The organism is Bordetella sp., assembly GCF_057362025.1.
This window is the reverse complement of record NZ_JBMQQZ010000083.1, coordinates 210,590-237,365: the sequence shown is the minus strand read 5'-3', so window position 1 is coordinate 237,365 and position 26,776 is coordinate 210,590. Positions and strand designations below refer to the sequence as shown.

Below are 26,776 nucleotides of genomic sequence, written 5' to 3'. Positions count from 1 at the left end.
TTATGCGTACTATATCGCCCGTCGTATATCGACAAACATAACGGGTCCGGCCGTCCGGTGCTGGCCCTTGGAAACAGGAGTCTTCATGAAATTGCAATCCATCGTCCTGGCCATGGGCCTGTCCGCGGCATTGTTCGCCGGCACGGCGTCGGCCGCCGAAGTCCAGGTGGCTGTGGCGGCCAATTTCACCGCGCCCATGAAGGCGATCGCCCAGGCATTTCACGCCAGGACCGGGGACACCGTGGCAGCCGCGTATGGCGCGACCGGGCAGTTCTACGCGCAGATAAAGAACGGCGCGCCCTTCGAGGTCTTCCTGGCGGCCGATGACAGCACGCCGGCAAGGCTGGAGCGGGAAGGGGACACCGTGCCCGGCAGCCGGTTTACCTACGCGACGGGCGCGCTGGCCCTGTGGTCCGCCAAGCCGGGTTATGTCGACAACGAAGGGCAAATACTGCGGCAAGGCGGTTTCGCCCATCTGTCGATCGCCAATCCCAAGGCCGCTCCCTATGGCCTGGCGGCGGTGCAGACGCTCCAAAAGCTGGGCCTGATGGACGCCCTGCGTGCCCGGATCGTCGAGGGCCAAAACATCAGCCAGGCCCAGCAGTTCGTCGCTTCCGGCAATGCCGAGCTGGGTTTCGTCGCCTTGTCCCAGGTGTACAAGGACGGCAAGCTGACCGGCGGTTCCGCCTGGATCGTGCCCGAATCGCTGCACGATCCGATCCGCCAGGATGCGGTTATCCTCGCCAAGGGGCGCGACAATCCCGCCGCGCGCGCCTTCGTCGACTTTCTGAAAACTCCCGAGGCCGGCGCGATCATTCTTTCCTACGGCTATAAGCGCTGATACGGAGCAACCATGCTGAACGCCGAGGATGCGGCCGCGATCTGGCTGACGCTGAAGCTGGCGGGGCTGACGACCCTGCTGCTGCTGGTCATCGGCACGCCGATCGCCTGGTGGCTGGCACGGACGTCGTCACGCTGGCGCGGTCCGGTCAGCGCCGTGGTGGCGCTGCCGCTGGTATTGCCGCCCACCGTCATCGGCTTCTATCTGCTGCTGGCGATGGGCCCCAACGGCTATGTGGGCCGGTTGACGCAGGCCATGGGTATCGGCACCTTGCCCTTCAGCTTCGCCGGGCTGGTGGTGGGGTCGCTGGTGTATTCGCTGCCCTTTGTGGTGCAACCCCTATACAACGCCTTCGTCGCCATTGGCCGATTGCCGCTGGAAGCCGCGGCCACGTTGCGCGCCGGGCCGTGGGACCGGTTCAGGACCGTCGCGCTGCCGCTGGCGCGACCGGGCTATCTGACCGGCGCGGTACTGGGTTTCGCGCACACGGTCGGCGAGTTCGGCGTGGTACTGATGATAGGAGGCAATATTCCGGGCCGCACGCGAGTGGTGTCCGTGCAGATCTACGACCACGTGGAGGCGCTGGAATATACCCGCGCGCACGTCCTGGCAGCGGGGATGGTCGCGCTGTCGTTCATCATCCTGTTGCTGCTGTACGGGCGGCGCCGCGATCCCTGGAGCCGGGTATGAGCGCCACGACGATCCCAGGGCCGCGCGCCGCGCGCGATGATGCGATACAGGCACGTTTCCGCTTGCGGCAGGGACGCTTCTGCCTGGATGTCGATCTGCGCCTGCCCGGCCGCGGCGTGACGGCGCTGTTCGGGCCTTCGGGATCCGGCAAGACCAGCCTGCTGCGCTGCCTGGCAGGCCTGGCGACGCCCGATCCCGGCTATTTGCGCGTGAACGGCGAGGTTTGGCAGGACAGCGCGCGCGGACTGGCGCTACCGGCGCACCGCAGGGCGGTGGGCTATGTATTCCAGGATGCGAACCTGTTCGCCCATCTGGATGTGCGCGCCAATCTGCATTACGGCTACAAGCGCGTGGCGCCAGGCGCGCGGCGCGTGCATCCGGCCGACGCGGCGGCCTTGCTGGGCATCGACCATTTGCTGGCGCGCATGCCGGACGGCCTTTCCGGCGGCGAACGGCAGCGTGTCGGCATCGCGCGCGCATTGTTGACCAGCCCCAGCCTGCTGCTGATGGACGAGCCCCTGGCCGCGCTGGACGAACGCCGCAAGCAGGAAATCCTGCCTTACCTGGAGCGCCTGCATGACGAACTGGATATCCCCATGATCTACGTCAGCCATGCGGCGCAGGAAGTCGCGCGACTGGCGGACCACGTGGTGTTGATGGAAGACGGCCAGGCCGTCTCCAGCGGGCCCATTGCCGAAACGCTGGCCGACCTCGGCCTGCCGCCGGCGCGGGCCGACGATGCCTCGGTTGTGGTCCAGGGAGTTGCCGCGGGCTATGACGATGCCTATCGCCTGCTATCCGTCGCGCTGCCGGCAAGTTCATCGACCTTGCGCGTCGTCCACGGCGCCGTGCCGCACGGCTGCCCGATGCGGCTGGTCGTCAAGGCGCGCGATGTCAGCCTTGCGCTGAGCCGGCAGGACGACAGCAGCATGCTCAATGTACTGCCCGTGCAGGTGCGCAATAGCGCGCCGGCGGATAATCCCGCCCACGTCATGGTGCGGCTGGACGTGGACGGCACGCCGCTGCTCGCGCGCATCACGCGCTATTCGCACGACCGCCTGCAGGTCGGACCAGGCAAGCGGCTCTGGGCGCAGATCAAGTCGGTGTCGCTGTTGGCGTGAACGAAGTCGCCGTCGACGACGGTTCCATGGCTTCTTCGCCTGGCGTGCTTGCGGCTCGCGCCGTTGAAGTATTCTTGCAGCCATGGCGAGTTCTTCCACCAAAAGCCCAAAACCAGGCACCCTCGCGGGACAGCCCGACGCCCGCTTTCGTTTGCGCATACGCAAAGGAGACCTGCTGGCCATCGGGCCCGGCAAGGTGGCGCTGCTGGAGGCCATCGCCGAACACGGTTCGATTTCCGCGGCGGCGCGCAGCCTGGGCATGTCCTATCGCCGGGCCTGGCTGCTGGTGGACGAGTTGAACCGTGCGCTGGCCGAACCGGCCACCGAGTCCGGTCCGGGGGGCGCCAGCGGCGGCGGCAGCACCCTGACGCCGGTGGGCGAGCGTATCGTCGCCTTGTATCGCGGCATAGAAATCCGCGCTTACGATGCTTGCACGGAGCAGATACGGGAACTGGCCTCGCTGATGAAGCCTTGATCCCACGCGTGGTGCGCTCACACGGATCAGGCTCGGGACCGCCGCGAACTGCTTGATGCGTGTCCGTCCGAGGCGGGCACCTTCCGCGCATTGCCCGGATAGGGATCGATCTTGGCGATGGCGGCAGCGAAGAGGTCGATGAATCGCCGTCCCGGATCGGACAGCACCGATCCGCGTCGCGTGATCAGATTCAGCGAACGGCGTACGACGGGGTCGCGCAACGGCTTGAGCATCATGTCCTGCGCGCTTGCCGCGGGCCCGATGCTGGTCGGCACGACGGCCACGCCGAGCGCTTCGCGGGCCAGGGCCAGGGCCGTGATCGTATTGGTGGCTTCATAGGCGGGGCGCAATGCGTGTCCCGCGGACATGAAGACATTTTCGGTCAGGGTGCGCACCGTGCTGCCCACGGTAAGCGTGATGATGGGCTCCTGCAGGATGTCTTTCCAGCGCACGACGCGCTTGCGGGCCAAAGGGTGGCCTGGCGGCAGCGCGACCGCAAGCGTGTCCTCCGCCAAGGGTTGGCTGTCCAGTTCGCTGTTCTTCTGTATGCCGAATCCCAGGCCGAAGTCGATCTCTCGCGCATAGATGCGGCCGATGATTTCTTCGTTCACGCATTCGCGAAAGACCACGGACACGCGCGGATAATCGTCGCGGAATGCCTTCAACACTTCCGGCAGGACGGTGCCGGCGAGCTGGGGCGCCAGGCCCAGCGAAATGCGGCCCGCCTGGTCGGCGGCCGCGCCATGGCCGCAGGCCAGGACGGATTGCGCATCGGCCAGCATGCGTTCGGCGATGGGCAGCACCTGGTTGCCGGCGGGAGTCAGGGCCACACTGCGGGTGGTGCGTTCGACCAGGCGCGTGTCGAGTCTTTCCTCCAGGCGGCGGATCAGGATGCTGAGCCCGGCCTGCGTCAGATGCAGCTGATCGGCGGCCCGGGAAAACCCTCCCAGGCGCGCGAGCAGGACGAAGGCCTCCAACTGGCGCAGATTCAGATTCATAAAGTTCTGCAATGAGTGGATAGTTGACTGTTATTTTACTTATCAACTGTGCGGGATGACACTGTGCCATCGCTTCCCCCGCAGGACCATGGATATGGGCTATACCGCGATCGAAAAAGTACTGGCTCGAACCTCGGGTAAACCCGGTGTGCGTGCCGGTGACCTGGTGTACCCGCAGCCCGATATGGTGATGATCCACGATGGGTTGATCAAAGAAGCCAAGGTGGAGCTGGACCGTATTGGCATAGGCCGCGTGATGCATCCGCGCAAAGTCATGATGGTCAGCGACCACGATGTGGTCTACGGCAGCGCCCGGGCCGCCGAGCGGGGCGCTTTCAATCGCAAGGCGGCGGCGCAATGGGGCGTGGACCAGTTCTACGACGCCGGCCGCGGCGGCCATGGCCATATCTTCCCGATGGAAGAGGGCAAGGTGCTGCCGGGCATGTTCTATTTCGATAACGATACCCATGCCACCAATGCCGGCGCCGTGGGTGCCTTCGGGATGCGCGTTGGCAACGAGATCTCGCGCGTGCTCGCGACGGGCACGACCTGGGTGGAGGTGCCGCGTACCGTGCTGGTGGAGTTGCGCGGGGGGCTGGCGGGCGGGGTGATGGCCCGCGATATCGGCTTTTACCTGGCACGCCAGGTCAAGCGCAAGGCAATGGATGTGGATCTGGATTACCGCGTGGTGGAGTTCGGCGGCGACCTGGATGCCTTCGGCTTCGGCGCGCGCGTTGCCTTGTGCAGCACACCCACGGAAATGCGTGCCGCGGGCGTGTTCGTGCCGCCGTCCGACACGATCCTGGCGTACTGCAGGCGACATGCGCAGCGCGAATTCGAACCGGTCTACAGCGATGCGGATGCGGAATTCGAATCGCGGCACCTGATCGTCCTGGACCGGATTGCTCCGCAGGTTTCCCTGCCCGGCAATGTCGGCAATGCCGTCGATATCGGCGAAGCCGCGGGCACCCGTATCGACCATGCTTTCATCGGCTCCTGTGGATCGGGCACCTATGAAGATATGCTGCGTGCGGCCAGCATCCTGAAGGACCGGCGCGTTGCCGGGCACGTGCGCCTGTTCATCGTGCCCGGTACGGAACGGTCGACGCGGAGGCTGGCCGAAGAGGGCGTGATGCAGGTCTTGCTCGACGCCGGGGCCATGCTGCTGCCGGCAGGATGCGGGCCTTGCAACGACGCCGTGGTGGGCCCGCTCGCATCGGGGGAAGTCTCCATATCCACCGCGACGAACAACAACGCCGGGCGCTTCGGGCCTGTCGATGCGCGCCTGTTCCTGGGTAACCCGGCCACGGTGGCGGCGTCGGCGGTGGCCGGCGCCATCGCCGATCCACGCGGCCTGGAGTCCGATCCCGCCCTGTACCGCCTTAGCGAGGCTGCCTATGAATGACTATCAATGGATATTGCGCGGCCGCTGCTACAAACTGGGCGACGATGTGCCGCATCCGGGCGGCGTGATTCCGGCGCACTTCATTACCGCGCGCGAAATGGATCCTGCCGTATTGACGCCGCATTTGTTCGAGGAGACCGATCCCGGTTTCGCGCAGCGCAGCCGGCCGGGCGACATTATCGTCACCGGCCGCAATTTCGGGATGGGGCCCAAGGGGAATGGCTACGTGGCGATGCAGGCGCTGGGACTGGGCCTGGTTTGCGAGTCGATGTCCGTGCAGGCCTACCGCGCGGCGATCAGTACCGGCTTGCGCGTGCTGAACCACTGCGAGGATGTCACGGCGTACTGCCAGACAGGCGATGACCTGGAGGTGGATTTTCTGACTGGTCGCTTCTTCAATCACACGCGCGGCGTCGAGCGCGCCTTGCCCCCCGTGCCGCAGGCGCTGCGCGAGCTGCTCGCGTGCGGCGGCAACGAAGGCTGGCTCCGGCACTGGTGGGAAACGCGGCACGAGGAAGACGCTCGCGCCTGAAGATATTGAAGGTCCCACCTCGTAGAGGGTGGAGACGGCAAAAGCATAGGTGCCGGCGGATAGCAATGCACGGCACCGATGCGGGGAACGCCGCGACGGATCGTTATGGAGCCGGGCGGCGCTGTGTTCAATCGTCACAGGAGTGGCGTCGCGCCGTCGAGGTCGCGCGCCTGTTGCCATCATGTATCTATCTCGATCGCGTTTCCTGCGCGCGGCGCTGGCTGCCAGCCTCTTTTGCCTGGCGTCCAGCGCCGTCCATGCCGCGGATCCCTATCCGAACGGTCCCATCCGCTTTGTCGTGCCCGCCACCGCCGGCGGTACCACGGACGTCCTTGCGCGGGTCGTCGCGCAGCACATCACGCAGTCATGGGGCGTTCCCGTGATCGTCGAAAACCGCGCGGGCGCGGGCGGCGTCATCGGCGCCTCCTACGTGGTCGGCAGCAAGCCGGACGGGCAAACCGTGCTGGTGGCGCCCAGCGCCTTCGGCGTGCGTTCCGCACTGGATCGCAAGCTGCCCTACGATCCTTTGAAAGATCTGGCCGGTGTAGGCCTGATGGCGCGATCGCCCAGTTTCCTGGTGGTCTCCCCCAGCCTGGGCGTGAAGTCGCTGGAGGAACTCGCGGCCTACGCCAAGGCACGGCCGGAAGGCGTCAGCTACGGGTCGGCCGGCATGGGCAGCACCGGCCACCTGCACGCCGCGCAGTTCGCCGCGGTCTACGGGTTCGCCGCCGTGCACGTACCGTATCGCGGCACGCCGGAGGCGGTCACGGATGTCATGCAGAACCGTGTGCAATACGCGTTCGCCCCGGGACCCAATGCCTTGCCGCTGGCGCGGGATGGACGCTTGCTGGTGTTGGGCGCGACCTCGGCCGCGGCGGACAAATTCATGCCCGGCGTGGCCGTGGTCAATCAGCCGGGGATGAGCGAGTTCGATACCGACGATTGGTTCGGCGCCCTCGTGCCGGGAAAGACGCCGATGCAGGTGCGCGAGAAACTCAGCAAGGAGATCGCCCGCGTCCTGACCTTGCCGGAGGTGCGCAAGCGCTTGAATGACCTGGGTGCCGAGCCGCAGTCCAGTACGCCCCAGCAGTTCGACGAGATGTTGAAACACTACGTCTCGACCATACGGCAGTTGGGGGACGGGATGCACATCACGCTGGAATGAACGCCTCGCCACCCGTCCGTTCGCCGGGCCGGGGCGAGGCGCGCGCCGGGATCAGGCGTTCCTAGTGGTGATGGTCGTCGTGATGGCCGTGGTCGTCATGATGGCCATGGTGCCAGTCAGGATGTTCGACCACCACGGGGCGGCGGTAATGGCCCCAGTGGTCGTGTCCTCGATACACCACCGGCGGCGGCGCGACATATACCGGCCGCGGCGCGACGACGATGGGAGGCGGAGCGGTATAGACCGGCGTGCCGATGCCCAGATTGATACTGAGCTGGGCGTGGGCCGCGGGGACGGCGCCGGCGGCGGCGAGTCCGGCCAGGGCGGCCAGGATGGCTTGTTTCATATGGGGATCCTTCGTACGGCGTTCAGCCATGGCTGGGCGCGGGGGCGGCCTTGTGCTGCTTGTGCGCGACGTGGCGTTCGTGGGATTCGGCGAAAACCTTGTCCGCGTTGCGCTTCTGGTCTTCCGGCATGGCGTTGTACAGCGGCGCGAATACGGCGGCCAGCTTCTTCACGCCGTCGGAGTTGGCCTGAGTGATCCGGGCATAGGAATCCAGGTCGTCCAGGGCCGTCATCGTGCCTCTCTTCTCGCGCGACGAGATCAACTGATCGATCTGCATGGCGTTGTCGCGCATGGTCTGCGCGACGACCGCCCATTGCTGTTCTTCGGCGGGCGTGATCTTCAGCTGGGTGTGCAGCGTCTTGATGTGCTGTTCGACCCGCGCGTTGGCCTGGGCGGGCGCGGTGGCGCCGGTGGCTGTGACCGCCGAGGTCTGGGCCATGGCCGCGGCGCTGAACAGCAGCGAGGCGGCCAGCATGGTGATGCGCAGTTTCATTCTGATCTCCTTGGGAAAGCGACTTGGAAAGCCCGGTCCGGAAGGCCCCGCGGGCCTGCTCCGGGGGGCGAAGCGTTGCCAAGGATACTGATCGGAGGTGAGCGGAATTTGCGCCGTCCCCGTTATTTGGTGATGAATCGTACTGTCAGCTTTGCCACGTCGAATGTGCATCGACGGCCTTTCTCGAGCGTCCCGGCCCAATCGCGGCCAAGGCAGCGAGCGGCCGGCTTGCCATTCTTTACGAGTCCTCCAAAGTGTGCGAGCGCGCAGGCCCGCGCCGCGGTGGCCTGGCGCGGGCCTGCGCTGCCGGCGCCGAGGGCATGGCGGAAGTCCCTGCCGTTGCGGCGGTGGCCGCATCCGGCAGCGGTGGACCGGGCCGCTCATCCCAGGGCGACGGCCCGGCAATCGTTTCGCGGCAGACCGACCGCAGGATGTCGACGAAGCGTTCTTCCGCTTCCAGTGCGACGTCGCGGCGGCGGCGTATCAGGCTGATCGGCGGCAGCGACCAGTCGAAGGGCCATGCCACCCGCGTGACGTGGCCGCCGCGAGCCAGATCGTCCGCGATGTCTTCGGGGACGATGGAAACCAGGCTATCGTCGTTGCGCATGAGCGACGAGATGACGTCCATGGAGTAGGTCTGGATGCGCGGCGACGGAGGCCGCACGCCGGCCCGCGTGAACAGCTCGCTGACCATGTTGCCGATGGGCGTCGCGGGGGCGGGCAGGATCCAATTCAGTTCCGCCATTTCGCGCCAGTCGGGACGGCGCCGGACCAGGCGGCGGGCCAGGCGGGGATTGGCGATCAATGCCGGACGTTGCGGATAGAGCACTTCATGGTGCAGTTCGTCCATGCCTATCATGACCGAGGCGCGGCCGATCACGCAGTCCAGTTCGTGCGCCCGCAGGGATTGCAGCAACTGGTCGGTCGTGGCGCGTTCCAGCCTTACCGTGATCCGGTAGCGTGCGTAGAGCCGTTCGATGGTGGGTACCAGCACCCGCGCCGAGATAAACGGGATGGCGCCGACGTGCAAATGCGCCGAATGACCGCCGCGCAAGGCGTCCATTTCCAAGGCCCAATGGTCGATGTCCTGCAACATATGGCGGGCACGCACGACCGCGAGTTCGCCCAGCGGAGTCGGGCGCAGACCCCGCGCGGTGCGCAGGAAAAGAGGCCCGCCGAACAAGTCTTCGATTTCCGCCAGGGATTTGGTCGCGGCGGGTTGGCTTACGCCCAGCGATTCGGCGACGCGGGTAAGCGAATCGCCCGGCGAAATCCTGGTCAGCAGTGTCAGGTGGCGCAGCTTCAGGCGGGATAACAGGCGCGAGGGCGTGGCTTGCATGGGTACGGATTTCCTTCGGACGGGGACGGCCGGGCGTCCACGCCATAGCCATTTGGTTATGGACCCATTATAAAAAACATCGCTTCCGTTATTGCCGGATCAATATACTTCCAAGTGTTTCAGGAACAAGGCAATCGCCATGGCCACCTCCGCGTTTACTACCCGCCCCGAAATCCGGGGTTCGTTCGGCGTCGTTTCGACCACGCACTGGCTGGCGTCGCAGGTTGCGATGAGCGTGCTCGAGCGTGGCGGCAATGCCTTCGACGCGGCGGCGGCGGGGGGGTTCGTGCTGCAGGTCGTGGAGCCGCATCTGAACGGTCCCGGCGGCGAGGTGCCGATGCTGTTCTGGAACGAGAAAGACCGCCGCATCCAGGCGCTGTGCGGGCAGGGCAGCGCGCCCGCGCTGGCTACGCCCGCGTACTTCAGGCAGCTTGGACTGGATCTGGTGCCCGGGATCGGCCTGCTGCCGGCAACGGTGCCGGGCGCGTTCGGCGCCTGGCTGACGCTGCTGCGCGATCACGGGACCTGGGAACTGGCGGACGTGCTGCGTCCGGCGATCGAATACGCGCGCAACGGGTTCCCACTGGTGCCGCGCATCGTACAGGCGATCTACGCGGTGCAGGCGCTGTTCCGCGACGAGTGGTCATCGTCCGCGGCGGTGTGGATGCCGGGCGGCAAGGTACCGCATCCGGAGCACCTGTTCCGCACGCCGGCCATCGCCGACACCTACACCCGCATTCTGAACGAGGCGAGCGCCAAGGGCGACCGCCGCGCGCGCATCGATGCCGCCATCGATATCTGGTACCGCGGTTTCGTGGCACAGGCCATCGACCGCTTCTACCGCACGGAAGCAATCCGCGACACGACGGGCGAGCGCAATACGGGGCTGCTGCGGCTGGACGACATGGCGGCCTGGAAGGCACGCTATGAAGCTCCGGTGACAACCCAGCTGGGCCGCTATACGGTGGCCAAGTGCGGCCCGTGGTCCCAGGGCCCGGTCTTCCTGCAGCAGTTGGCGATACTGAAACATCTGGGCATCGAGAACACCGCCCCCGACTCTCCCGAATTCGTGCACAAGGTGGCGGAGGCCGCCAAACTGGCCTTCGCCGACAAGCTGGCCTGGTATGGCGATCCGGATGCGGTCGATGTGCCGCTGGATGCGCTGCTGTCCGACGACTATGCGCGCGAGCGCGCGGCTTCGATCGGCTCGCGGTCCTCCGCGGAGTTGCGTCCGGGACGTCCCGGCGGCCGCGAATTCCGGCTGCCCGATCTGGCCGCGGCCGCGCGCACGCTGGCGCAATCGGATACCCGCTTCGGCGTCGGAGAACCGACGTTCGCGCAATTGCCGCCGGTCGAAGAATGGCTGGAACGCGAGGTGTTCGTGGGCGATACCTGCCACATCGACGTCATCGATCGTGACGGGAATATGGTGGCGGCTACGCCCTCGGGCGGCTGGCTGTCTTCCAGTCCCGCCGTGCCGGAACTGGGCTTTTCCATCACGACGCGGCTGCAGATGACCTGGCTGGAAGAAGGGTTGCCGGGCAGCCTGCGGCCCGGCATGCGCCCCTGCACCACGCTGTCGCCCGGCATGGCGCTGCGCGACGGCGAGCCATACATGGCCTTCGGTACGCCGGGGGGCGACCAGCAGGACCAGTGGGCCGTGGCTTTCTTCCTGCGCCACGCGCTGCACGGCATGAACCTGCAGGAAGCCATCGAGGCCCCGTCCTGGCATATCGATCACTTCCCCGGTTCATTCTGGCCGCGTACCACCACGCTGAATCGCATTACCGCCGAATCGCGCTTTCCGATCGCCACCCTGGAGGCGCTGCGCGAGGCCGGGCATGAGGTCAAGGCGGGCGCCGATTGGTCGGAAGGACGTATCAGCGCCTGCACACGCGAGCCGGAGGCCGGTGGCGGCCGCCTGCTGCGCGCGGGCGCCAATCCACGCGGCATGCAAGGGTACGCCGTGGGCCGCTAGCACACCGATTGTTTTTGCGTGGTCGCGGCATGCGGGCCGTGGCCATGTGTTCACCCAGCGCGCGACAGCCGCATCGCGCGCGACCTATCCGTGGGGATTTTTCAGATGAAATCGATACAACGTTTCCTGCGTGCCGCCGCCGTGGCGCTGGCGATCCTGCCGGGCCTGGCCCTGGCCGCCTATCCGGAAAAGCCGATCACCCTGATCGTGCCCTGGGCCGCCGGCGGTTCCACCGACATCCTGGCCCGCCTGCTGGCCCAGCATATGAGCCAATCCTTCGGCCAGTCCGTGGTCGTGGAGAACCGCTCGGGAGCGTCGGGCAACATCGGTTCGGCGTATGTGGCGCGCGCCAAACCCGATGGCTATACGCTGCTGATCGGTTCGATGAGCACGCACACCATGAACCAGGCGCTGTACGCGACGATGCCTTTCGACGGCGTGAAGGACTTCAGCCCGATCGCCGAACTGGCGCTGGTCACCAACACGATGGTGGTCAATCCCGAGGTGCCGGCGAAGAACGTCGCGGAATTCATCGCCTATGCCAAGGCCCACCCCGGCATGATCGCGTATGCATCGGCCGGCGCCGGTTCCACCAACCACCTGAGCGCCGCGCTGTTCCAGAAGGCGACCGGCGTGCAGATGGTGCACGTCCCGTATCGCGGCGGCGCGCCCGCCGTGCTGGATACGGTGGCGGGCCGTACGCAGCTGCTGTTCAGCGCCGGCACGCAGACCCTGCCGCACGTCAAGAGCGGCAAGCTGCGCCTGCTGGCCGTGACCGAAGACAAGCGTTCGTCGCTGTTGCCCGATGTGCCCACCGTGGGGGAAACCGTGCCCGGCTATGAACTGGCCGTCTGGTACGGCGCCTTCGGCCCGGCCGGCATGGACCCGGCCATCGTGCAGAAGCTGAACACGGAAATCAATCGCATCCTGGCGTTGCCGGAAGTCAAGAAGCAGATGGGCGATATCGGCGTGCAGGTGCTGCAGACCACGCCCGCCGAGTTCCAGAAGACCCTGGAGCGCGATGCCGACAAGTACGGCAAGCTGGTGCGCGAGCTGGGCATCAAGGCCGACGAGTAAGGTCCGGTACCAGTCTCATGGCCGATACCGATTTCACCGTCAACGGCGTTCCGCTGCAACAGGCCGTCCTGCATGGCATAGACGCCATCGCCGCGGCCTGCGCGGGCACCGATCCGGTGGCCCTGTTCGCGGCCATCGACGCTTATGCCAAGCCCGTGCTGCGGCAGACCCTGTGCACGGTCAACCGCTTCGATGCACAACGCATCGCAGTGGTCAGGTTGTACAGCTCCGACCCGGTGGCTTACCCCCCGGGTGGGTCGAAAGAGAAGGCCGGCACCCGCTGGGGACAGCATGTGCTGCTGGATCGGCGCATCTATGTCGGCGAAGGTATCGAGGCGATACGGGAATCGTTCGACGACCACGCCGCGATCCTGGCCTTGGGCCTGAAATCGGTGATCAACGTGCCCGTGGTGGCCCGCGATGTCTGCCTGGGCACCCTGAACCTGCTGATGCCGACCGATCGGATCGACGGCGGCATGGTGGCATTTGCACGCCTGGCCGGGCTGCTGGCCGTGCCGGGCTTCCTGGCGCTGACGCGCTGAGCGCGCGCAAGCGTTCTTTCGCGGCATCGGGGAAAGCGCGACGGTCGACGCCCTGTCCAGGGGGCATCCAGGATGGCCCCACCATCAGCCGTTGCGTCGTCGGTCGCGGTCAGCGTCCCGGGGGCATTTTCGCCATTGCCTCCTGCATTTCTTCCGGCGCCACGTCGACTTTGTGCGTGGCGACCGACCAGCGATGGCCGGACGGATCGTCGATCTGGCCGTAGCGGTCGCCCCAGAACATGTCGGTTACCGGCATGACGACTTTGGCGCCGGCCGCCACCGCGCGTTCCACCGTGGCGTCGACGTCGGTGACGTACAGGTGGATCACCATGGACTTCGGCTGGCCGTCCTGCGGACCCCGCGACCCCCATTCCGGACACTCCTCGGCCAGCATCAGTGCCGAGTCGCCGATGCGCAGCATGGCGTGCATCAACATCTTTCCATCGGGCGACATCAGCTTGTTTTCAAGCTTGGCGCCGAAGGCTTTTTCATAGAACTCGATGGCGCGCAAGGCATTGGCGCAAACCAGGTGCGGCGTCAGCGCGTGCATGCCGGGCGGGATAGGGTGGGACGTAGGCTTGGGCATAGTAAGCTTCCTTTCAGCTGGGCGCGGCGGCCGGACCGCGGCGTGGAGCGGGCCTGTCTCACGACGATCGGCCAAAAGGGAAATCGACAGGCTGGCGCTAAACTTTTATAGCCGACACCGGTGTCCGACAATATTTCCCGGGAGTAACCATGCCAAGATCGCAGGCCCGTTCCATGCCCCTGAACGCCATGCTGCGGGACGAAATGGAAGTCGTCACCAGCGGGCGGGGTTTCTTCGAGCTGACAGGCGACATCCGCGCGTTGGTAAGGCGCAGCGGGCTGGAGTACGGATTGGCGCACGTGTTCACCCGCCACACCAGCTGTTCCCTGCTGATCACGGAAAACGCCGATCCGCAGGTGCTGGACGACCTGGAGCGCTATTTCGCGCGGCTGGTGCCGGACGGCGATCCGCTCTTCCTGCACGATGCGGAAGGCCCGGACGACATGCCCGCCCATATACGCGCGGCGCTGACCGGCGCCAGCCTGACCGTTCCCTTCGGCCAGTCGGACCTCGATCTGGGGACATGGCAGGGAATCTACCTATGGGAGCACCGCATGGCGCCCCATCAGCGCAAGGTAGCGGTGGCGCTGACGGGTTATATGCAGCCGCCCAACGACAACCAGAGCGGTTGACGCCGGGCGTTGCCCGCTTGCGGCGGGCTTACATCCGCATGTGCTGCGGCAGCCAGGTGGCGATGCCCGGCGCGAAGTACAGGATCAGCACGGCCACGACCATCAGCAGGAACATGGGCATGGAGGCCCGCGCGATATAGGGTAATTCGCGTCCCGTCATGCCGGACAGCACGAACAGGTTAAAGCCCACGGGCGGTGTGATCTGGGCCATCTCGACGACGAAGACGACGAAAATGCCGAACCAGATCAGGTCGATATGCGCGGCCTGCACGGTGGGCAACAGCACTCCCATGGTCAGGACGACGATGGAGATGCCGTCCAGGAAGCAGCCCAGGACGATAAAAAACACCATCAGCGCCATGATCAGCCAGAACTGCGTCAGCCCCAGGCCGCCTATCCATTCCGCCAACTGGCGCGGCAGGCCGATATAGCCCATGGCCAGGGTCAGGAACTGCGCGCCCGCCAGGATCAGCGCGATCATGCAGTAAAGCCGCGTCGCGCCCAGCAGGGAGTCGATGAAGGTGGAAAGCTTCAGCGATCCTTGCAGCGCGGACAGGATCAGCGCGCCGACCACGCCCACGGCGGCGGCTTCCGTGGCGGTCGCCACGCCGGTGTAAATGGATCCGAGCACCGCGGCGATCAGCAGGACGACCGGGATCAGGTGGCGCGACTCGTGCAGCTTTTCCGACAGCCGCATGGCGCGGTCGGGCGCGGGCACCGCGTCGGGGTTGCGCAGCGCCCACCAGGCGATATACCCCATGAACAATCCCGCCAGCAGGATGCCCGGGATGATGCCGGCGATGAACAGGTGCGCGATGGACACGTCGGCCGCCACGCCGTAGACGATCATGATGATCGACGGCGGAATCAGCAGCCCCAGCGTGCCGGCACCCGACAGGGTGCCCAATACCTGTTTTTCCGGGTAGCCGCGCCGCTTCAGTTCCGGGATGGTCATCTTGCCCACCGTGGCGCAGGTCGCGGCCGACGAGCCGGACACCGCCGCGAAGATGGCGCAGCCGATGACATTGGTGTGCAGCAACCGGCCCGGCAGCCGTTCCAGCCAGGGCGCCAGGCCCTTGAACAGATCCTCGGACAGGCGCGTGCGAAACAGGATTTCTCCCATCCACAGGAACAGCGGCAGGGCGGTGAGCGTCCAGCTGGACGCCGCGCCCCATACCGTTACCGCCATGGCGTCCCCCGCCGGCCGGCTGGAGAAGATTTCCATGGCGACCCACGCCGTCCCGGTCAAGGTCAGGCCGACCCAGACGCCGCAACCCAGCAGCAGGAAAATCGATACAACCAGCAGGGTGATTACCGCGAGATCATTCATGGACTTGCTGCGAGGAAGGCGCGGCGTGGCCGCGGAGGCGACGAAGCAGTTCGTCCACCAGCGCAATAAAGAAAAGGAGGGCGCCGACCGCCATGCTGATTTGCGGTATCCACAGCGGCGTGGCGTCGTTGGAGGTCGAGACGTCGTTGAAGTCCCACGAGTCATGGGCCAGCTTGACGCTATACCAGGCGAAGGCCGCCGCCAGAACGGCACCGACCGCCAGCGCGAAGATATCCAGCCGCCGGCTGGGCGCGGGTGCCAGCGAATTCAGCAGCAGGGTGACACGGATATGTTCGCCGTGCTTGAAGGTACTGGCCAGGGCCAGGAAGCCGGCCGCCGCCATGAAATAGCCGGCATAGGCGTCCGTCCCGGGGATATTCCACCCCATTTCGCGCGCCACGATGCCGGCCAGCACGGCGAGCAGCACGCCCACCGTGCACAGTGCGCCCAGCACGGCCCCCAGGCCGTAGAGGCCATCCAGGAAACGTCGCATGGCGGCCGCTACTTCTTGTAGGCGTCGATCATCGCCTGGCCGTCGGCCCCGGCGCTCTTGACCCATTCGGCGATCATCTGCTGACCGACTTTCTCCAGGCCTTGCTTCAACTCGGGGCTGGGGGCGACGATGGTCATGCCGTTCTTCGTGAGCTCCTGCTGGTACCAGGTGTTCTTCTCCTGCGACTGCTTCCAGCCGCGTTCCTCTGCCTGGGCCGCCGCCTTCTTCAACGCCGCCTGGGTGGCGGGGTCCAGCGCGTCGAAGGCGCGCTTGTTGACGATGACGGCGTTCTTCGGCAACCAGGCCTGGGTGTCATAGAACTTCTTGATGTATTCGTAGGTCTTGGTGTCGTAGCCGGTCGACGCGGAAGACATATAGGAGTCGATCACGCCCGTGGCCATCGCCTGGGCCAGTTCGGCCTGCTGTACGGTGACCGGCTGCGCACCGACCAGTTCGGCGATGCGTGCCGTGACCGGGCTGTAGGCGCGCCATTTCAAGCCCTTCATGTCGGCGACCGTCTTGATGTCCTTGTTGGCGAAGATGCCCTGGGGCGGCCACGCCACCGCGTAGAGCAACATCATCCCCTGCGATGCCAGCTTCTTTTCCAGGAAAGGCTTTTGCGCCTGGTACAGCTTGAACGACGCGTCGTAGCCGGTGGCCAGAAAGGGCAGCCCGTCCAGCGCGTAGACCGGTGCTTCGTTGGCGAAATTGGTCAGCAGGATCTCGCCGATCTGGGCCTGGTTGCCCTGGACCGCGCGCTTGATTTCCGGCGCCTTGTACAAGGATGCGTTATTGTGGACCGTGATCGCCAGCTTGCCGCCGGACAGCGTACCGACGTCCTTGGCGAACTGGTTCAGGTTTTCCACATGGAAATTGCTGGGAGGGTAGGCGCTGGGCAGGTCCCATTTCGTCTGAGCCTGGGTTTGGGCCGTGGCGGCCAATAGCACGCTACCCGCGAACAACGTGATCTTCCTCAGCATGTGGGCTGTCCTCGTCGAAAAGTTGTGGACCGGGCGCCGTCCAGGCATGGCGCCGGCGATGCCGGAACACCCATCCCGCTTGTGGCGGGCCGGTCTGGAAATGAAAACCGGGCAATTCTACGGGTCCGCGGGCCCCGATTTGGGCCGGTGGCGCGCCTCTACGGGTAATTCCCAGGGCCTGCGACCGCCGTGAAGCCGCTCCGGCGGCGTGCCACAATGCGTGCTGGCGGGATTCATCTCTGACTTCAATGGAACTGCGGCAACTGCGCGCGTTCGCGCGCATCGTCGAATTGGGCAGCATGGGGCGGGCAGCGGCGGAGCTGGGCGTGGTGACGTCGGCGCTCAGCCAGCAGATCAGCCGGCTGGAAAGCGAGCTGGCCACGCGGCTGCTGCAACGGACTTCCACCGGCGTCGTTCCCACCGACGCCGGCCGCGCCTTCCTGCGGCAGGCCCAACTGGCCATACGCCACGCGGACGCCGCCGCCATGGCGGCGCGCGAAGCGCGGCTGGCGGGGCAGGTCAGCGTGGGATTGGCCTCTACCACGGCCACGGTGCTGGCGCCGCGTTTCATCCACGCCATGCAGCAGCGCTACCCCGACGTGCGGCTGCGCATGACGGAGAGCCTGTCCGGTCATCTGGCCGCGATGCTGAATGCCAGGCAGGTCGATCTGGCCATCGTCTTCAACACCGATGCGGCCCAGCGCTGGACGGTCCTGCCCCTGTTGGACGAGCAACTGGTCCTGATCGGCCAGCCCACCACGCCCAACTGGCCGGGTACCGAAACGGCCGGCCTGCGCGAGCTGGCCGGCGTGCCCCTGGTACTGCCCAGTGCGGCGCACGGATTGCGCAACCTGGTGGACAGCGCCTACGCCCGCCTGGGCATGGAGCCCGACATCGTGGCCGAGGTCGATGGCCTGGCGACCTTGATGGCCATGGTCAGGGTAGGGCACGTCGCCACCATACAGCCTGGCGCCGCCCTGGCGGCCGATCCCACCCTGGGGCGGATCTGGCTGACCGGCGCGGACCTGCATCGCAAGAATCTGCTCGTCAGTTTGCCTGAAGACGAGCTTTCGCCGGCCGGGCTGGCGGCCCGGGTCGTCCTGGGAGACGTCGCCCGTGCGCTCGTGGAGGAAGGCGGCTGGCCCGGCGCAACCCTTCAGAATTCGTGAATACCTATTGAAATATTTGCCCTTACGAGGGAAGGGTTTCTGGTCTACAGTCCGCACCTGTCCAAGGAGGGCCAGAAAGCCATGTGGGATGTATTGGTTATCGGCGGCGGCAACGCCGCCCTTTGCGCTGCGCTGATGGCCAGGGAGGCCGGCGCCAGCGTCCTGATGCTGGAGTCCGCGCCCAAGGAATGGCGCGGCGGCAACTCGCAGCACACCCGCAACCTGCGCTGCATGCATGATGAGCCGCAGGATGTCCTCGTCGAAGCCTATCCCGAGGAAGAGTTCTGGCAGGACTTGCTGAAGGTCACGGGCGGGATCACCAACGAACATTTGGCGCGGCTGGCGATCCGCGCCTCGTCGACCTGTCGGCCCTGGATGCGCAGGCACGGTGTGAACTTCCAGCCGCCACTGTCCGGAGCACTGCACGTGGCGCGCACCAACGCATTTTTCATGGGCGGCGGCAAAGCCCTGGTCAACGCCTACTACCGCAGCGCCGAAGCGCTGGGGGTGCAGGTGCGCTACAACGCGCCGGTCGAGCGCCTGGAGCTGCGCGACGGCCGCTTCGTTGCCGCCTTCGTCGGCCAGGAGCGCATCGAGGCCAAGTCCTGCGTGCTGGCGGCCGGCGGCTTCGAGTCGAACCGCGAATGGTTGCGCGAAGCCTGGGGCCAGAACGAACGCGGCGAATGGCCGGCGGACAATTTCCTGATCCGCGGCACGCGCTTCAACAAGGGCGTGCTGCTGAAGTTCATGATGGACGCGGGCGCGGACATCATCGGCGATCCATCGCAATCGCACTGCGTTGCCATCGACGCGCGCGCGCCCTTGTATGACGGCGGTATCTGCACCCGCATCGACTGCGTTTCGCTGGGCGTGGTGGTGAACCGCGATGCGCAGCGCTTCTATGACGAGGGCGAGGATTTCTGGCCCAAGCGCTATGCGATCTGGGGACGCCTGGTGGCGGGCCAGCCGGACCAGATCGGCTACTCGATCATCGATGCCAAGGCCGTCGGCCGCTTCATGCCGCCGGTGTTTCCGGGCACGCAGGCCGACACGCTGGAGGAACTGGCCCGCAAGCTGGGCCTGGACGAAGCGCGCTTCATGCAGACGCTGCGCGAATACAACGCCGCCTGCCGCGTCGGGACCTTCGATCACACCAAGCTGGACGATTGCCACACCGAAGGCATAGCGCCCGCCAAGACGCATTGGGCGCGGCCCATCGACCGCGCGCCGTTCTTCGGCTATCCCTTGCGTCCCGGTATTACCTTCACCTATCTGGGCCTGAAGGTGAACGACCAGGCTGCCGTGCATTTCAACGGCGAACCCAGCGACAACCTCTTCGTGGCAGGCGAAATGATGGCCGGCAACGTGCTGGGCAAGGGGTATACCGCCGGGGTCGGCATGTCGATCGGCACGGCGTTCGGCCGGATCGCGGGTACGCAGGCGGCGCTGGCCGCTGGAAAGAAATCATCCATGGGAGCCGCCCTTGAAACAGCTTGAAGCCCTCGTCAAACAGGCGAGCGCCATGCACATCGTTACGCCCGACGCCTCGGTCGCTCCGGCCCGCACGGCCGAGGGCCATAGCGCCATGAAGGAAACGCCCGTCAAGTTCGTGCGTGCCGGCGCGCAGGCACCGACCACCGATAACGAAGCCGAAGTTGCGCGCGTCATGCAGATCTGCAATGCCTGCCGCTACTGCGAAGGCTTCTGCGCGGTGTTCCCGGCCATGACGCGCCGGCTGGAGTTCGGCAAGGCCGACGTGAACTACCTGGCCAACCTGTGCCACAACTGCGGCGCCTGTCTGCACGCATGCCAGTATGCGCCGCCGCATGAATTCGGCGTCAACGTGCCGCAAGCCATGGCCAAGGTGCGGGTCCAGACCTATACCGATTACGCGTGGCCCGCGGCGCTCGGGTCGCTGTACAAGCGTAACGGCCTGACCCTGTCGCTCGCGACCGCCGCGATGCTCGCGCTGTTCCTGGTCCTGGCCATGGTGTCGGCCGGCTCCTTGATCCACGCGCCGCTGGCCGGCAACTTCTACGCCATTTTTCCGCATAACACGCTGGCGCTGATGTTCGGTGTCGTCTTCCTGTTCGCCATCCTGGCGCTGGGCATAGGCGTGACGCGCTTCTGGCGCAATGTGTCGCCCGGCAAGGCAAGCGGGCCGGCCGTGGCCGAGGCCGCGCACGATGTCTTGCGCCTGCGCTACCTGGACGGCGGCCACGGCAAGGGCTGCAACGAGAATGACGACGCGTTTACGCTGGCGCGCCGCCGCTTCCACCACTTCACGTTCTACGGCTTCATGCTGTGTTTCGCCGCCACGTGCGTGGCCACGCTGTATCACTACCTGCTGGACTATCACGCGCCGTATCCCTTCTTCAGCGCGCCCGTGCTGCTGGGAACCCTGGGCGGTATCGGCCTCTTGATCGGGCCGGCGGGCCTGCTCTGGCTGAACCTGCGCCGCTACCCGGAACAGGGCGACGTCGCCCAGCGCCCCATGGACCGCGGCTTCATCGTGCTGCTGTTCCTGATCTCGCTGACCGGCCTGGGCCTGCTGGCCGGACGCGATAGCGGCGCGATGGGCCTGCTATTGGCCATTCACCTGGGGACGGTAATGGCATTGTTCCTGACGCTGCCGTACAGCAAGTTCGCCCACGGCATCTACCGTAGCGCCGCGCTGTTGAAGTGGAATATCGAGAAGCGGCAGCCCAATTCGCTGCAGCTGGGCTCGGACTGAGTCGACAACCGCGCGGGACGGACGGGGCGGTTGCCAAGGCGGCCGCCCCGTTTGCTATTCCTCGACCGGCTTTTCCCGGTAGTACCAGGTCAGTACCGGCAAGGCGGAGACGCCATGCACGAAGACCGATAGCGTGATCGCGCCAAGCAGGATGGGCGTCAGGGCCTTGGCCTGGTCGGTGGCGTGCTCCAGCGCGAACAGCAGGTAGTAAAACGTGCCTACGCCGCGAAAGCCCAGCCAGGAGGCGACCAACCGTTCGCGCCACGAGGCGCCGGTGCCCGCCATCGCCGCCTGCACCGCCAGCGGCCGCGCGACAAAGAACAGCAGGACGATCATGGCCAGTGGCGTCCAGCCCAGCATCTCGCGCCAATGCGCCGAGATCACGCTGCCTATCAGCAGCATCAGCGCCAGTTCGACGATGCGTTCCATTTCCACGGAGAACGCCATCATGGATTCCGCCAGGTAGGCATGCGCCAATTGCGGGTCCTTGGCCGCCCGGCGGCGTTCGCCGCGCGGCACGTCCTGCAGCACTTCGCGCGGCGTTTCTTGTCCGGTGGCCCGCATCTCGCGCCGGCGCAGCGCCACGCCGGTGCAAAACACCGCCAGGAAACCGTAGCCGTGCGCCAGGAGCGTCACGCCATAGCAGGCCGTCATCAGGCCCAGGGCCAGGAAGCCTTCGAAACCCAGCGCCTTGGCGTAGCGGATACGCAGCCTGGCGACCAGCGTCTGGGTGACGGTGCCCATCAGCCATCCGATGGCCACGGCAGCGGCAATGCCCCATGCCAGCCGGCCGGTCAGTTTCCACACCGGGTCCAGCGACTCGGGCGGTACGGCGCAGAGCATGACGCCCAGCAACGCGAAAGGATAGGCCGCGCCGTCGTTGGCGCCGCCCTCGCCGGACAGGGAAAAGCGCAGCGGATCCTCGTCGCCGGCCTCGCGGGGCCGCAGTTCGCTGGCCAGCACGGGGTCGGTCGGGGCCAGCGCGGCGCCCAGGACGATGGCCGGCCCCAGAGGCAGGTGCAGGCCGAAGTAAGCACCGGCCGCCATCAGGGCGATGGTAATGATCATCGCCGGCAAGGCCAGGCGAAAAGGCGGCGACCATATGCGATGGCCCAGCGGGGCGCGCAGGTGCAGGCCGATCGCGAAAAGCGCCACGATCAGGCCCGCCTCGGTGAGGACGCGCAAGGTGTGCGTGTCGCGATAGAGATCGACATCGAGCAGCCCGGCGCCCGCAGGGCCGATGGCAAAACCGACCGCCAAATAGACCATCGCGCCCGTGATGGGCAGGCGCGAGATCACATTGCGGGCGAGCGCCATGGCGATCAGCAGGCCGCCGACCAGCACATACCAGATGGCTTCGATCATGGGGGGTGTCCTTGTGCTGCCCCCGCGGGCGCGAGACATACGCTTGCCGGCGGCATCGGGCGGGGCTCCAGCACGCGCCATGCCCATCCTTTTCCGTCGCCGGCGCCGCGGCGCCGGCGGGAGGGACGGACGATGCGGTACGGGCGATCGGGCGATCGCGCTACGCCGCCGTTGCGCCCGCCATGGCGACGAGGCTGGCGCGGGTGTCGTCCAGGATGCGGTCGGATAACGCCGCGTCGTTGACCGCACGGGCCATGGCCACGGCACCGATCAGGGTGGCGACGATCGTGCGTGCCCGGGCCCGGGCACCGGCCGCGTGAGGGGCCGGCAGATACTGGATGACGATGTCGACCATGCGTTCGAAGGCCTGGGTGGTCGCCGTGCGCGTGGCATCGCCCGAGCGGCCCAGTTCGCTTCCCAGGGCGGCCAGGCCGCAGCCGTTCTCCGGGGCGTCGCGGTGGGCGGCCGATAAGTAGGCTGCCAGGAAGGTATCCAGCCGCTGTGCGGGAGGTTCCTGGGCCACGCGTTCCACCAAGGCGTCCAGCACGCCGTTGATCGACTGCGTGCAGGCCTCGGCGACCAATTCCTCTTTGGACGAGAAGTGCTTGTAGAAGCCGCCGTGGGTCAAGCCGGCGGCCTGCATCAGGCCCGCGAGGCCGGTCGCGGCGATGCCGTTGCGGCGGAACTCCTGGCCCGCCGCGGCAATGATGCGCGCGCGGGTGCGGGCGGTTTCTTCACGGGATTTGCGCATGGCGGGTCGCCAAAAAGTCGTTGACACTTAGATGATACCTGACATCTAATTAGATGTCGCTTAACATCTATTGGAGTGAATCATGGAAATCAAAGGGCGTGTGGCGCTGGTGACCGGCGCGAATCGAGGGCTGGGAAAGGCAATCGCGCAGGCACTGCTGCAAGCGGGCGCGGCCAAAGTGTATGCGGGTGCGCGCGACCCGGGCAGCGTCGATCTGCCCGGCGTGGTGCCGGTCGAACTGGATGTGACCGATGCCGCCAGCGTGCGGGCGGCGGCGCAGCGTTGCGGTGACGTGGAAATCGTCGTCAACAATGCCGGGATCTCCTTGCCCGGCCCGGCCTTGAGCGAAGATGCGCCGGATCGCATCCGGCGCCTGTTCGACGTCAACTTCTACGGCGTGCTGAATGTCAGCAGCGCTTTCGCGCCCATCCTGGCCCGCAATGGCGGCGGCACGTTCGTCAACGTGCTTTCCGTACTCAGCTGGTTGGTGATCGAAGATTCCACGCACTACAGCGTGTCCAAGGCCGCCGCATGGGCGCTGACCAATGGTATGCGCCGTGAGCTCAAGGATCGGAACATCCGCGTGACGGGCGTACACGTCGGGTATATGGATACCGATATGGTGGCGAGGCTCGACGCGCCCAAGACGGCGCCGTCCGTGGCGGCGGGAAAGATCGTCGAGGCGATACGCGAGGAGCGGCCCGAACTGCTTATCGATGACACCAGCCGCATGGTGAAGGCCTCCCTGAGCCTGGACGCCGCGGCCTATCTGTAGGCGGTCCGTGGGTGTCCCGTAGCGACGGCGATGCGCGGCCGGGACGGCGAGAGGGCGTACCCGTGCGGCGCGGCTGTCAGGCAGCGGTCTTGATCGGGGGGATGAGCACCAAATGCGCATCGAGATTCGCGCCGCATTGGCGGCCGCCCATTTTCTTCGCGGCGCGCAGGGCGGTGGCGGCGGGCGCTCCCGCCACGGCGTCGTAAACGCGCCGCGCCGATAGTTTCGCGAGGCGATCGGCGGCGGCTTGCGTCAAATCCACGCGGTTTTGCGTCACGTGCAGTACACGAAGTTCGCGCGGCAGCCTGTTCGGCAATGCGAGCAGGCCATTGTCTCGCGCATCCACGTGGACCACCCGGTGCGATAGCGTTTCCGTCAGGTAGGCCAGGTAGTTGTGGGACACATCCAGCTGGACCAACTGCGCCGGCAATGCGTTCGGTAGGCTTCGCAGCCGGTTACGCGCCACCAGCAGCACCTGGATGTCGCAGGGCAGCAGGGGCAGTTCGGATATCCGGTTGTCCGACAGATCCAGGCTGATGACGTTCGGAATGACGGGCGGGACCGTCAGCAGACCCAGGCCTTTCAATGACAAAGCGGCTTCGTTGCCCTGGGCAATGGCGGTTTCGATCCGCGCCCGCGCCGTCGCGCGGTCTTCGCCGGGTTGGGCATCGCGGACGTAGGTATCGAGCACGGTGGCCAGCCGCGGATCCAGCTCGATGCCGCCGGAGGCCGGCACGGGGTCGCGGGGCCCGCCGGCCCGTTCGATCGCCGCCACCGCCTGATCGAGGACGCTGCGGGTAACGTAGACGTCGGCTTGCTCGGGCGGGATGTAAGCTGACAGAGGGGAGTTGTTGATCGATGGACTGATGAAGATCATCATGGCGACCTTGGAAGGACAGGAGAAAAGGCGCGCGTTCCGTTACCGGAAGCAACCGAGGGTTCCGCGCGCCGTGCCTCCCAGCCGATGCGGCGCATTGAAGGGTCATAAAACCGGACTTATGGACAAGACACTATTGAAGGGCCTGATGGTGCTCGAAGCCGTCACGGAGGTCGATCATCGGCCCCGCACCATCGAGGAACTCGCCTCCAGGGTGGGCCTGACGCGAAGCAATACCCATCGCACCCTGCAGACGCTGGCGCATGCCGGCTACATCGTGAAGGACGAGGATAGCGGCGAATACCGGGCCACGGTGCGGCTGTTCGAGCTGGGCGCGCGCCAGCTGGCGCAAATGGACGTCCGCAAACTGGCGCAGCGGGCAATGGCGCGGCTGGCGGAACAGTCGGGCGAAACCGTGCACCTGTCGCTGCTGGACGGCATCGAAGTGGTCTACATCGACAAGATCGACAGTCCACAGCCGGTGCGGGCATATTCGTATGTGGGCGGGCGGGCTCCCGCGTACGCGGTGGCCACCGGCAAGGTACTGCTGGCGCATCAGCCGGAAGGCTATATCGCCCGATACGCAAGCGTGCTGCAGGCGCATACGCCCAAGACGCTGGTGGCGCTCGATGCGCTGGAAGAGGAAATGCGCAAGATACGCCGCCAGGGCTATGCGGCCAATCGGGGCGAATGGCGGGCGACCGTGGGCGGGGTCGCGGTCGCCATCTTCAACAGCCTGGCGCAACCGGTGGCGGCCCTGGGAATATCCGGTCCGCTGGAACGCCTGAACGCCGTGCGCATGCGCGAACTGGCGCCGGTGGTGGCGGCCTGTGCCGCCGAGGTTTCCGAATCGATGGGATATCGGCCTCCGGCGCAGGCCGGCGCCGCCTGAGCGGGCGCGGCCGGTCCCCCGGGGCGATCGCGGTCCGGCGGCCCGCCGCCCGTGCCGCGCCGGTTCCCGTAACGGCGAGCGGCCTTCGTAGCGGCGAGGTCGAGCCTCAGCCGTTATAGAACCTGCGTCCTTGGTTGCGCAGCCACAACCTGACCAGGTGGCGCTTGCGGTCCTCGTCCGGATAGTCGACGAAGCCCGTGCGGCGATGTCCCAGGCGCGTGTTGTCGACGATCTGGATCTGCCCTGCCTCGAAGAAGAATTCCCGCGACCACCGCGGCTCCATCATGATGGATTCCAGGGTGTGCAGCGCGGTCTTGGTCAGGTCGTCCATTTCCTGTCCGGCCATCTCGTATCCGGTGACGACGTGGCGGTGCGACAGGCGGCACAGCGTGCGGCCTTCGTGTGCCTGGAACAGGGGATGGCTGATCAGCCGGGCGTCGTCGGGCGCATGTTCGCGCTGGCGGTCGAACAGGTAGGGCTGGTACAGCCGTTCGACCAGATCCGGATGCGAGGCCAGCAATTCGTTGTAGACCGAATAGAAACTGACGATGCTGCTGATGCCGCCTTCCATGGCCGGCCGCAGGCATAGCAGGGCAACGTAATCCGGCGGGCAAAGGTTATAGCTATTGTCGGTGTGGAAGTTCTGCTCGGCGTTGGTAATGTCGGGCCGCACGCCGTTGCCGGGCGGTTTGCCCATGTCGCGTACGTCATAGATCACTTTGCCGTCCCAGCTCTGCGCCACCGGCCGCGACACCATCTGCGCCAGCAGCCAATAGACGGCGCGCGCTTCGTCGATGGTGTAGTCGTCCATGGGCAGCTTGTCGACGATCACGAAACCCACGCCATGTTCGAGGATGGTGCGCGCGCGTGTCATCATCGCGCGGCAGGCGGGCAGATCGAAGTCGTCCAGGTGCAGCAGCGGGGTCGCCAGCGGATTGCGCCGCAGGGTGTCGACCAGTTCGTCCAGTTCCCGGCGGCTGCCCGCGTCCAGGGCGATGATCCCGTCGTCCGGTGCCAGCGTATCGCGGCGCCAGACGACCGGGCCCTCGAAAGGCGTGTCGCGGGCCCGGATGGACTCGTCGTGATGTTCGGCAAGAATGCGTTCAATGGCGCCCATGTCTTCCTCCAGATTTTTCGGCCGTGCGATGCGTGGCGGGATGCACGGCTCGAATACAGTCTAGGCTCGCCAG

Annotated in this window: 28 protein-coding genes; 16 read left to right on the top strand and 12 right to left on the bottom strand. The window is 66.2% G+C overall.

What is annotated here, in order from left to right:
- Nucleotides 1-85: 85 nt before the first annotated feature.
- The 4 genes from modA (at nt 86) to ACO1P8_RS18445 (ending at nt 3,127) form a co-directional block, all read left to right on the top strand.
- Nucleotides 86-841, top strand: a complete 756-nt coding sequence (gene modA, locus ACO1P8_RS18460) for a molybdate ABC transporter substrate-binding protein (protein ID WP_486297343.1) — start codon at nt 86-88, stop codon at nt 839-841.
- A 12-nt stretch (nt 842-853) separates the two neighbouring features.
- Nucleotides 854-1,531, top strand: a complete 678-nt coding sequence (gene modB, locus ACO1P8_RS18455; RefSeq protein WP_486297342.1) for a molybdate ABC transporter permease subunit — start codon at nt 854-856, stop codon at nt 1,529-1,531.
- Nucleotides 1,532-1,542: 11 nt separating this feature from the next.
- Nucleotides 1,543-2,652, top strand: a complete 1,110-nt coding sequence (gene modC / locus ACO1P8_RS18450; protein WP_486297387.1) for a molybdenum ABC transporter ATP-binding protein — start codon at nt 1,543-1,545, stop codon at nt 2,650-2,652.
- 82 nt (nt 2,653-2,734) lie between these two features.
- Nucleotides 2,735-3,127, top strand: a complete 393-nt coding sequence (locus tag ACO1P8_RS18445; protein WP_486297341.1) for a winged helix-turn-helix domain-containing protein — start codon at nt 2,735-2,737, stop codon at nt 3,125-3,127.
- A gap of 26 nt (nt 3,128-3,153) precedes the next feature.
- Here ACO1P8_RS18445 and ACO1P8_RS18440 read toward each other — a convergent pair whose 3' ends face one another.
- On the bottom strand, nt 3,154-4,125 hold the full coding sequence (locus tag ACO1P8_RS18440) for a LysR family transcriptional regulator (RefSeq protein ID WP_486297340.1): 972 nt from the start codon (nt 4,123-4,125) through the stop codon (nt 3,154-3,156).
- Between the two features lie 94 nt (nt 4,126-4,219).
- Here ACO1P8_RS18440 and ACO1P8_RS18435 point away from each other — a divergent pair, with 94 nt between their 5' ends.
- The 3 genes from ACO1P8_RS18435 to ACO1P8_RS18425 all read left to right on the top strand — a co-directional run bounded on the left by ACO1P8_RS18435 (nt 4,220) and on the right by ACO1P8_RS18425 (nt 7,227).
- Nucleotides 4,220-5,530: an aconitase family protein gene (locus ACO1P8_RS18435; protein WP_486297339.1), complete on the top strand. Its 1,311-nt coding sequence runs from the start codon at nt 4,220-4,222 to the stop codon at nt 5,528-5,530.
- On the top strand, nt 5,523-6,062 hold the full coding sequence (locus ACO1P8_RS18430) for a 3-isopropylmalate dehydratase small subunit (RefSeq protein WP_486297338.1): 540 nt from the start codon (nt 5,523-5,525) through the stop codon (nt 6,060-6,062). The genes ACO1P8_RS18435 and ACO1P8_RS18430 overlap by 8 nt, the downstream gene beginning before the upstream one ends.
- 181 nt (nt 6,063-6,243) lie before the next feature.
- On the top strand, nt 6,244-7,227 hold the full coding sequence (locus ACO1P8_RS18425; protein WP_486297337.1) for a Bug family tripartite tricarboxylate transporter substrate binding protein: 984 nt from the start codon (nt 6,244-6,246) through the stop codon (nt 7,225-7,227).
- 61 nt (nt 7,228-7,288) lie between these two features.
- On the opposite strand, the gene ACO1P8_RS18420 is transcribed toward ACO1P8_RS18425, so the two are convergent.
- The 3 genes from ACO1P8_RS18420 to ACO1P8_RS18410 all read right to left on the bottom strand — a co-directional run bounded on the left by ACO1P8_RS18420 (nt 7,289) and on the right by ACO1P8_RS18410 (nt 9,405).
- Nucleotides 7,289-7,573, bottom strand: coding sequence for a hypothetical protein (locus ACO1P8_RS18420; protein WP_486297336.1), 285 nt, complete (start codon nt 7,571-7,573; stop codon nt 7,289-7,291).
- A gap of 22 nt (nt 7,574-7,595) precedes the next feature.
- On the bottom strand, nt 7,596-8,066 hold the full coding sequence (locus ACO1P8_RS18415) for a Spy/CpxP family protein refolding chaperone (protein WP_486297335.1): 471 nt from the start codon (nt 8,064-8,066) through the stop codon (nt 7,596-7,598).
- Nucleotides 8,067-8,304: 238 nt separating this feature from the next.
- On the bottom strand, nt 8,305-9,405 hold the full coding sequence (locus tag ACO1P8_RS18410; protein ID WP_486297334.1) for a LysR substrate-binding domain-containing protein: 1,101 nt from the start codon (nt 9,403-9,405) through the stop codon (nt 8,305-8,307).
- 139 nt (nt 9,406-9,544) lie between these two features.
- Between ACO1P8_RS18410 and ACO1P8_RS18405 the strand changes: the two genes are divergently transcribed.
- From ACO1P8_RS18405 to ACO1P8_RS18395, 3 genes are all read left to right on the top strand, one after another.
- Entirely contained in the window at nt 9,545-11,383 is a 1,839-nt protein-coding gene (locus ACO1P8_RS18405; RefSeq protein WP_486297333.1) for a gamma-glutamyltransferase family protein, read from the top strand.
- 105 nt (nt 11,384-11,488) lie between these two features.
- Entirely contained in the window at nt 11,489-12,460 is a 972-nt protein-coding gene (locus ACO1P8_RS18400) for a Bug family tripartite tricarboxylate transporter substrate binding protein (protein WP_486297332.1), read from the top strand.
- A 17-nt stretch (nt 12,461-12,477) separates the two neighbouring features.
- The gene (locus ACO1P8_RS18395; protein ID WP_486297331.1) at nt 12,478-13,002 is read left to right on the top strand and encodes a GAF domain-containing protein; all 525 of its coding nucleotides are present in this window, start codon (nt 12,478-12,480) and stop codon (nt 13,000-13,002) included.
- Nucleotides 13,003-13,111: 109 nt separating this feature from the next.
- Here ACO1P8_RS18395 and ACO1P8_RS18390 read toward each other — a convergent pair whose 3' ends face one another.
- Nucleotides 13,112-13,588 (bottom strand): VOC family protein, encoded by a 477-nt coding sequence (locus ACO1P8_RS18390; protein WP_486297330.1) that lies wholly within the window; start codon nt 13,586-13,588, stop codon nt 13,112-13,114.
- Nucleotides 13,589-13,776: 188 nt separating this feature from the next.
- Between ACO1P8_RS18390 and ACO1P8_RS18385 the strand changes: the two genes are divergently transcribed.
- On the top strand, nt 13,777-14,220 hold the full coding sequence (locus tag ACO1P8_RS18385; protein WP_486297386.1) for a secondary thiamine-phosphate synthase enzyme YjbQ: 444 nt from the start codon (nt 13,777-13,779) through the stop codon (nt 14,218-14,220).
- A gap of 28 nt (nt 14,221-14,248) precedes the next feature.
- On the opposite strand, the gene ACO1P8_RS18380 is transcribed toward ACO1P8_RS18385, so the two are convergent.
- Genes ACO1P8_RS18380 through ACO1P8_RS18370 form a run of 3 tightly spaced genes read right to left on the bottom strand, consistent with a single transcriptional unit; the run spans nt 14,249 to nt 17,023 of the window.
- Nucleotides 14,249-15,550 (bottom strand): TRAP transporter large permease, encoded by a 1,302-nt coding sequence (locus ACO1P8_RS18380; RefSeq protein ID WP_486297329.1) that lies wholly within the window; start codon nt 15,548-15,550, stop codon nt 14,249-14,251.
- Nucleotides 15,543-16,043, bottom strand: a complete 501-nt coding sequence (locus ACO1P8_RS18375; protein ID WP_486297328.1) for a TRAP transporter small permease — start codon at nt 16,041-16,043, stop codon at nt 15,543-15,545. The genes ACO1P8_RS18380 and ACO1P8_RS18375 overlap by 8 nt, the downstream gene beginning before the upstream one ends.
- 8 nt (nt 16,044-16,051) lie before the next feature.
- Complete coding sequence (locus tag ACO1P8_RS18370; protein WP_486297327.1) at nt 16,052-17,023, bottom strand: TRAP transporter substrate-binding protein; 972 nt, start codon at nt 17,021-17,023, stop codon at nt 16,052-16,054.
- Between the two features lie 248 nt (nt 17,024-17,271).
- On the opposite strand from ACO1P8_RS18370, the gene ACO1P8_RS18365 reads away from it, so the two are divergent.
- The 3 genes from ACO1P8_RS18365 to tcuB all read left to right on the top strand — a co-directional run bounded on the left by ACO1P8_RS18365 (nt 17,272) and on the right by tcuB (nt 20,926).
- Nucleotides 17,272-18,192 (top strand): LysR family transcriptional regulator, encoded by a 921-nt coding sequence (locus tag ACO1P8_RS18365; protein WP_486297326.1) that lies wholly within the window; start codon nt 17,272-17,274, stop codon nt 18,190-18,192.
- Nucleotides 18,193-18,273: 81 nt separating this feature from the next.
- Complete coding sequence (gene tcuA / locus ACO1P8_RS18360; protein ID WP_486297325.1) at nt 18,274-19,689, top strand: FAD-dependent tricarballylate dehydrogenase TcuA; 1,416 nt, start codon at nt 18,274-18,276, stop codon at nt 19,687-19,689.
- Complete coding sequence (tcuB, locus tag ACO1P8_RS18355; protein WP_486297324.1) at nt 19,676-20,926, top strand: tricarballylate utilization 4Fe-4S protein TcuB; 1,251 nt, start codon at nt 19,676-19,678, stop codon at nt 20,924-20,926. Before tcuA ends, tcuB begins: the two co-directional genes overlap by 14 nt.
- 54 nt (nt 20,927-20,980) lie before the next feature.
- Here tcuB and ACO1P8_RS18350 read toward each other — a convergent pair whose 3' ends face one another.
- Complete coding sequence (locus ACO1P8_RS18350) at nt 20,981-22,291, bottom strand: cation:proton antiporter (RefSeq protein WP_486297323.1); 1,311 nt, start codon at nt 22,289-22,291, stop codon at nt 20,981-20,983.
- 160 nt (nt 22,292-22,451) lie between these two features.
- Nucleotides 22,452-23,042: a TetR/AcrR family transcriptional regulator gene (locus ACO1P8_RS18345; protein WP_486297322.1), complete on the bottom strand. Its 591-nt coding sequence runs from the start codon at nt 23,040-23,042 to the stop codon at nt 22,452-22,454.
- An 82-nt stretch (nt 23,043-23,124) separates the two neighbouring features.
- Between ACO1P8_RS18345 and ACO1P8_RS18340 the strand changes: the two genes are divergently transcribed.
- Nucleotides 23,125-23,817: an SDR family oxidoreductase gene (locus tag ACO1P8_RS18340; protein WP_486297321.1), complete on the top strand. Its 693-nt coding sequence runs from the start codon at nt 23,125-23,127 to the stop codon at nt 23,815-23,817.
- A 76-nt stretch (nt 23,818-23,893) separates the two neighbouring features.
- Here ACO1P8_RS18340 and ACO1P8_RS18335 read toward each other — a convergent pair whose 3' ends face one another.
- Nucleotides 23,894-24,697, bottom strand: coding sequence for a hypothetical protein (locus tag ACO1P8_RS18335; RefSeq protein WP_486297320.1), 804 nt, complete (start codon nt 24,695-24,697; stop codon nt 23,894-23,896).
- Nucleotides 24,698-24,815: 118 nt separating this feature from the next.
- On the opposite strand from ACO1P8_RS18335, the gene ACO1P8_RS18330 reads away from it, so the two are divergent.
- The gene (locus ACO1P8_RS18330; protein WP_486297319.1) at nt 24,816-25,586 is read left to right on the top strand and encodes an IclR family transcriptional regulator; all 771 of its coding nucleotides are present in this window, start codon (nt 24,816-24,818) and stop codon (nt 25,584-25,586) included.
- 106 nt (nt 25,587-25,692) lie between these two features.
- Here the strand turns inward: ACO1P8_RS18330 and ACO1P8_RS18325 are convergent, their stop codons facing one another.
- Nucleotides 25,693-26,703 carry a TauD/TfdA family dioxygenase gene (locus ACO1P8_RS18325; RefSeq protein WP_486297318.1) on the bottom strand — a complete coding sequence of 337 codons (1,011 nt, stop codon included), beginning with the start codon at nt 26,701-26,703 and terminating at the stop codon, nt 25,693-25,695.
- Between the last annotated feature and the right edge of the window lie 73 nt (nt 26,704-26,776).

Excerpts from the sequence above, each read along its gene's own strand:
- ACO1P8_RS18345 (WP_486297322.1), bottom strand. The coding sequence starts at position 23,042 with ATGCGCAAATCCCGTGAAGAAACCGCCCGCACCCGCGCGCGCATCATT.
- ACO1P8_RS18365 (WP_486297326.1), top strand. The coding sequence starts at position 17,272 with ATGGAACTGCGGCAACTGCGCGCGTTCGCGCGCATCGTCGAATTGGGC.
- ACO1P8_RS18325 (WP_486297318.1), bottom strand. The coding sequence starts at position 26,703 with ATGGGCGCCATTGAACGCATTCTTGCCGAACATCACGACGAGTCCATC.
- ACO1P8_RS18400 (WP_486297332.1), top strand. The coding sequence starts at position 11,489 with ATGAAATCGATACAACGTTTCCTGCGTGCCGCCGCCGTGGCGCTGGCG.
- ACO1P8_RS18435 (WP_486297339.1), top strand. The coding sequence starts at position 4,220 with ATGGGCTATACCGCGATCGAAAAAGTACTGGCTCGAACCTCGGGTAAA.
- ACO1P8_RS18430 (WP_486297338.1), top strand. The coding sequence starts at position 5,523 with ATGAATGACTATCAATGGATATTGCGCGGCCGCTGCTACAAACTGGGC.
- modA (WP_486297343.1), top strand. The coding sequence starts at position 86 with ATGAAATTGCAATCCATCGTCCTGGCCATGGGCCTGTCCGCGGCATTG.
- ACO1P8_RS18390 (WP_486297330.1), bottom strand. The coding sequence starts at position 13,588 with ATGCCCAAGCCTACGTCCCACCCTATCCCGCCCGGCATGCACGCGCTG.
- tcuA (WP_486297325.1), top strand. The coding sequence starts at position 18,274 with ATGTGGGATGTATTGGTTATCGGCGGCGGCAACGCCGCCCTTTGCGCT.
- ACO1P8_RS18445 (WP_486297341.1), top strand. The coding sequence starts at position 2,735 with ATGGCGAGTTCTTCCACCAAAAGCCCAAAACCAGGCACCCTCGCGGGA.
- ACO1P8_RS18415 (WP_486297335.1), bottom strand. The coding sequence starts at position 8,066 with ATGAAACTGCGCATCACCATGCTGGCCGCCTCGCTGCTGTTCAGCGCC.
- ACO1P8_RS18340 (WP_486297321.1), top strand. The coding sequence starts at position 23,125 with ATGGAAATCAAAGGGCGTGTGGCGCTGGTGACCGGCGCGAATCGAGGG.
- ACO1P8_RS18330 (WP_486297319.1), top strand. The coding sequence starts at position 24,816 with ATGGACAAGACACTATTGAAGGGCCTGATGGTGCTCGAAGCCGTCACG.
- ACO1P8_RS18410 (WP_486297334.1), bottom strand. The coding sequence starts at position 9,405 with ATGCAAGCCACGCCCTCGCGCCTGTTATCCCGCCTGAAGCTGCGCCAC.
- ACO1P8_RS18440 (WP_486297340.1), bottom strand. The coding sequence starts at position 4,125 with ATGAATCTGAATCTGCGCCAGTTGGAGGCCTTCGTCCTGCTCGCGCGC.
- ACO1P8_RS18350 (WP_486297323.1), bottom strand. The coding sequence starts at position 22,291 with ATGATCGAAGCCATCTGGTATGTGCTGGTCGGCGGCCTGCTGATCGCC.
- ACO1P8_RS18425 (WP_486297337.1), top strand. The coding sequence starts at position 6,244 with ATGTATCTATCTCGATCGCGTTTCCTGCGCGCGGCGCTGGCTGCCAGC.
- ACO1P8_RS18395 (WP_486297331.1), top strand. The coding sequence starts at position 12,478 with ATGGCCGATACCGATTTCACCGTCAACGGCGTTCCGCTGCAACAGGCC.
- ACO1P8_RS18380 (WP_486297329.1), bottom strand. The coding sequence starts at position 15,550 with ATGAATGATCTCGCGGTAATCACCCTGCTGGTTGTATCGATTTTCCTG.
- ACO1P8_RS18335 (WP_486297320.1), bottom strand. The coding sequence starts at position 24,697 with ATGATGATCTTCATCAGTCCATCGATCAACAACTCCCCTCTGTCAGCT.
- modB (WP_486297342.1), top strand. The coding sequence starts at position 854 with ATGCTGAACGCCGAGGATGCGGCCGCGATCTGGCTGACGCTGAAGCTG.
- ACO1P8_RS18370 (WP_486297327.1), bottom strand. The coding sequence starts at position 17,023 with ATGCTGAGGAAGATCACGTTGTTCGCGGGTAGCGTGCTATTGGCCGCC.
- ACO1P8_RS18385 (WP_486297386.1), top strand. The coding sequence starts at position 13,777 with ATGCTGCGGGACGAAATGGAAGTCGTCACCAGCGGGCGGGGTTTCTTC.
- ACO1P8_RS18420 (WP_486297336.1), bottom strand. The coding sequence starts at position 7,573 with ATGAAACAAGCCATCCTGGCCGCCCTGGCCGGACTCGCCGCCGCCGGC.
- ACO1P8_RS18405 (WP_486297333.1), top strand. The coding sequence starts at position 9,545 with ATGGCCACCTCCGCGTTTACTACCCGCCCCGAAATCCGGGGTTCGTTC.
- ACO1P8_RS18375 (WP_486297328.1), bottom strand. The coding sequence starts at position 16,043 with ATGCGACGTTTCCTGGATGGCCTCTACGGCCTGGGGGCCGTGCTGGGC.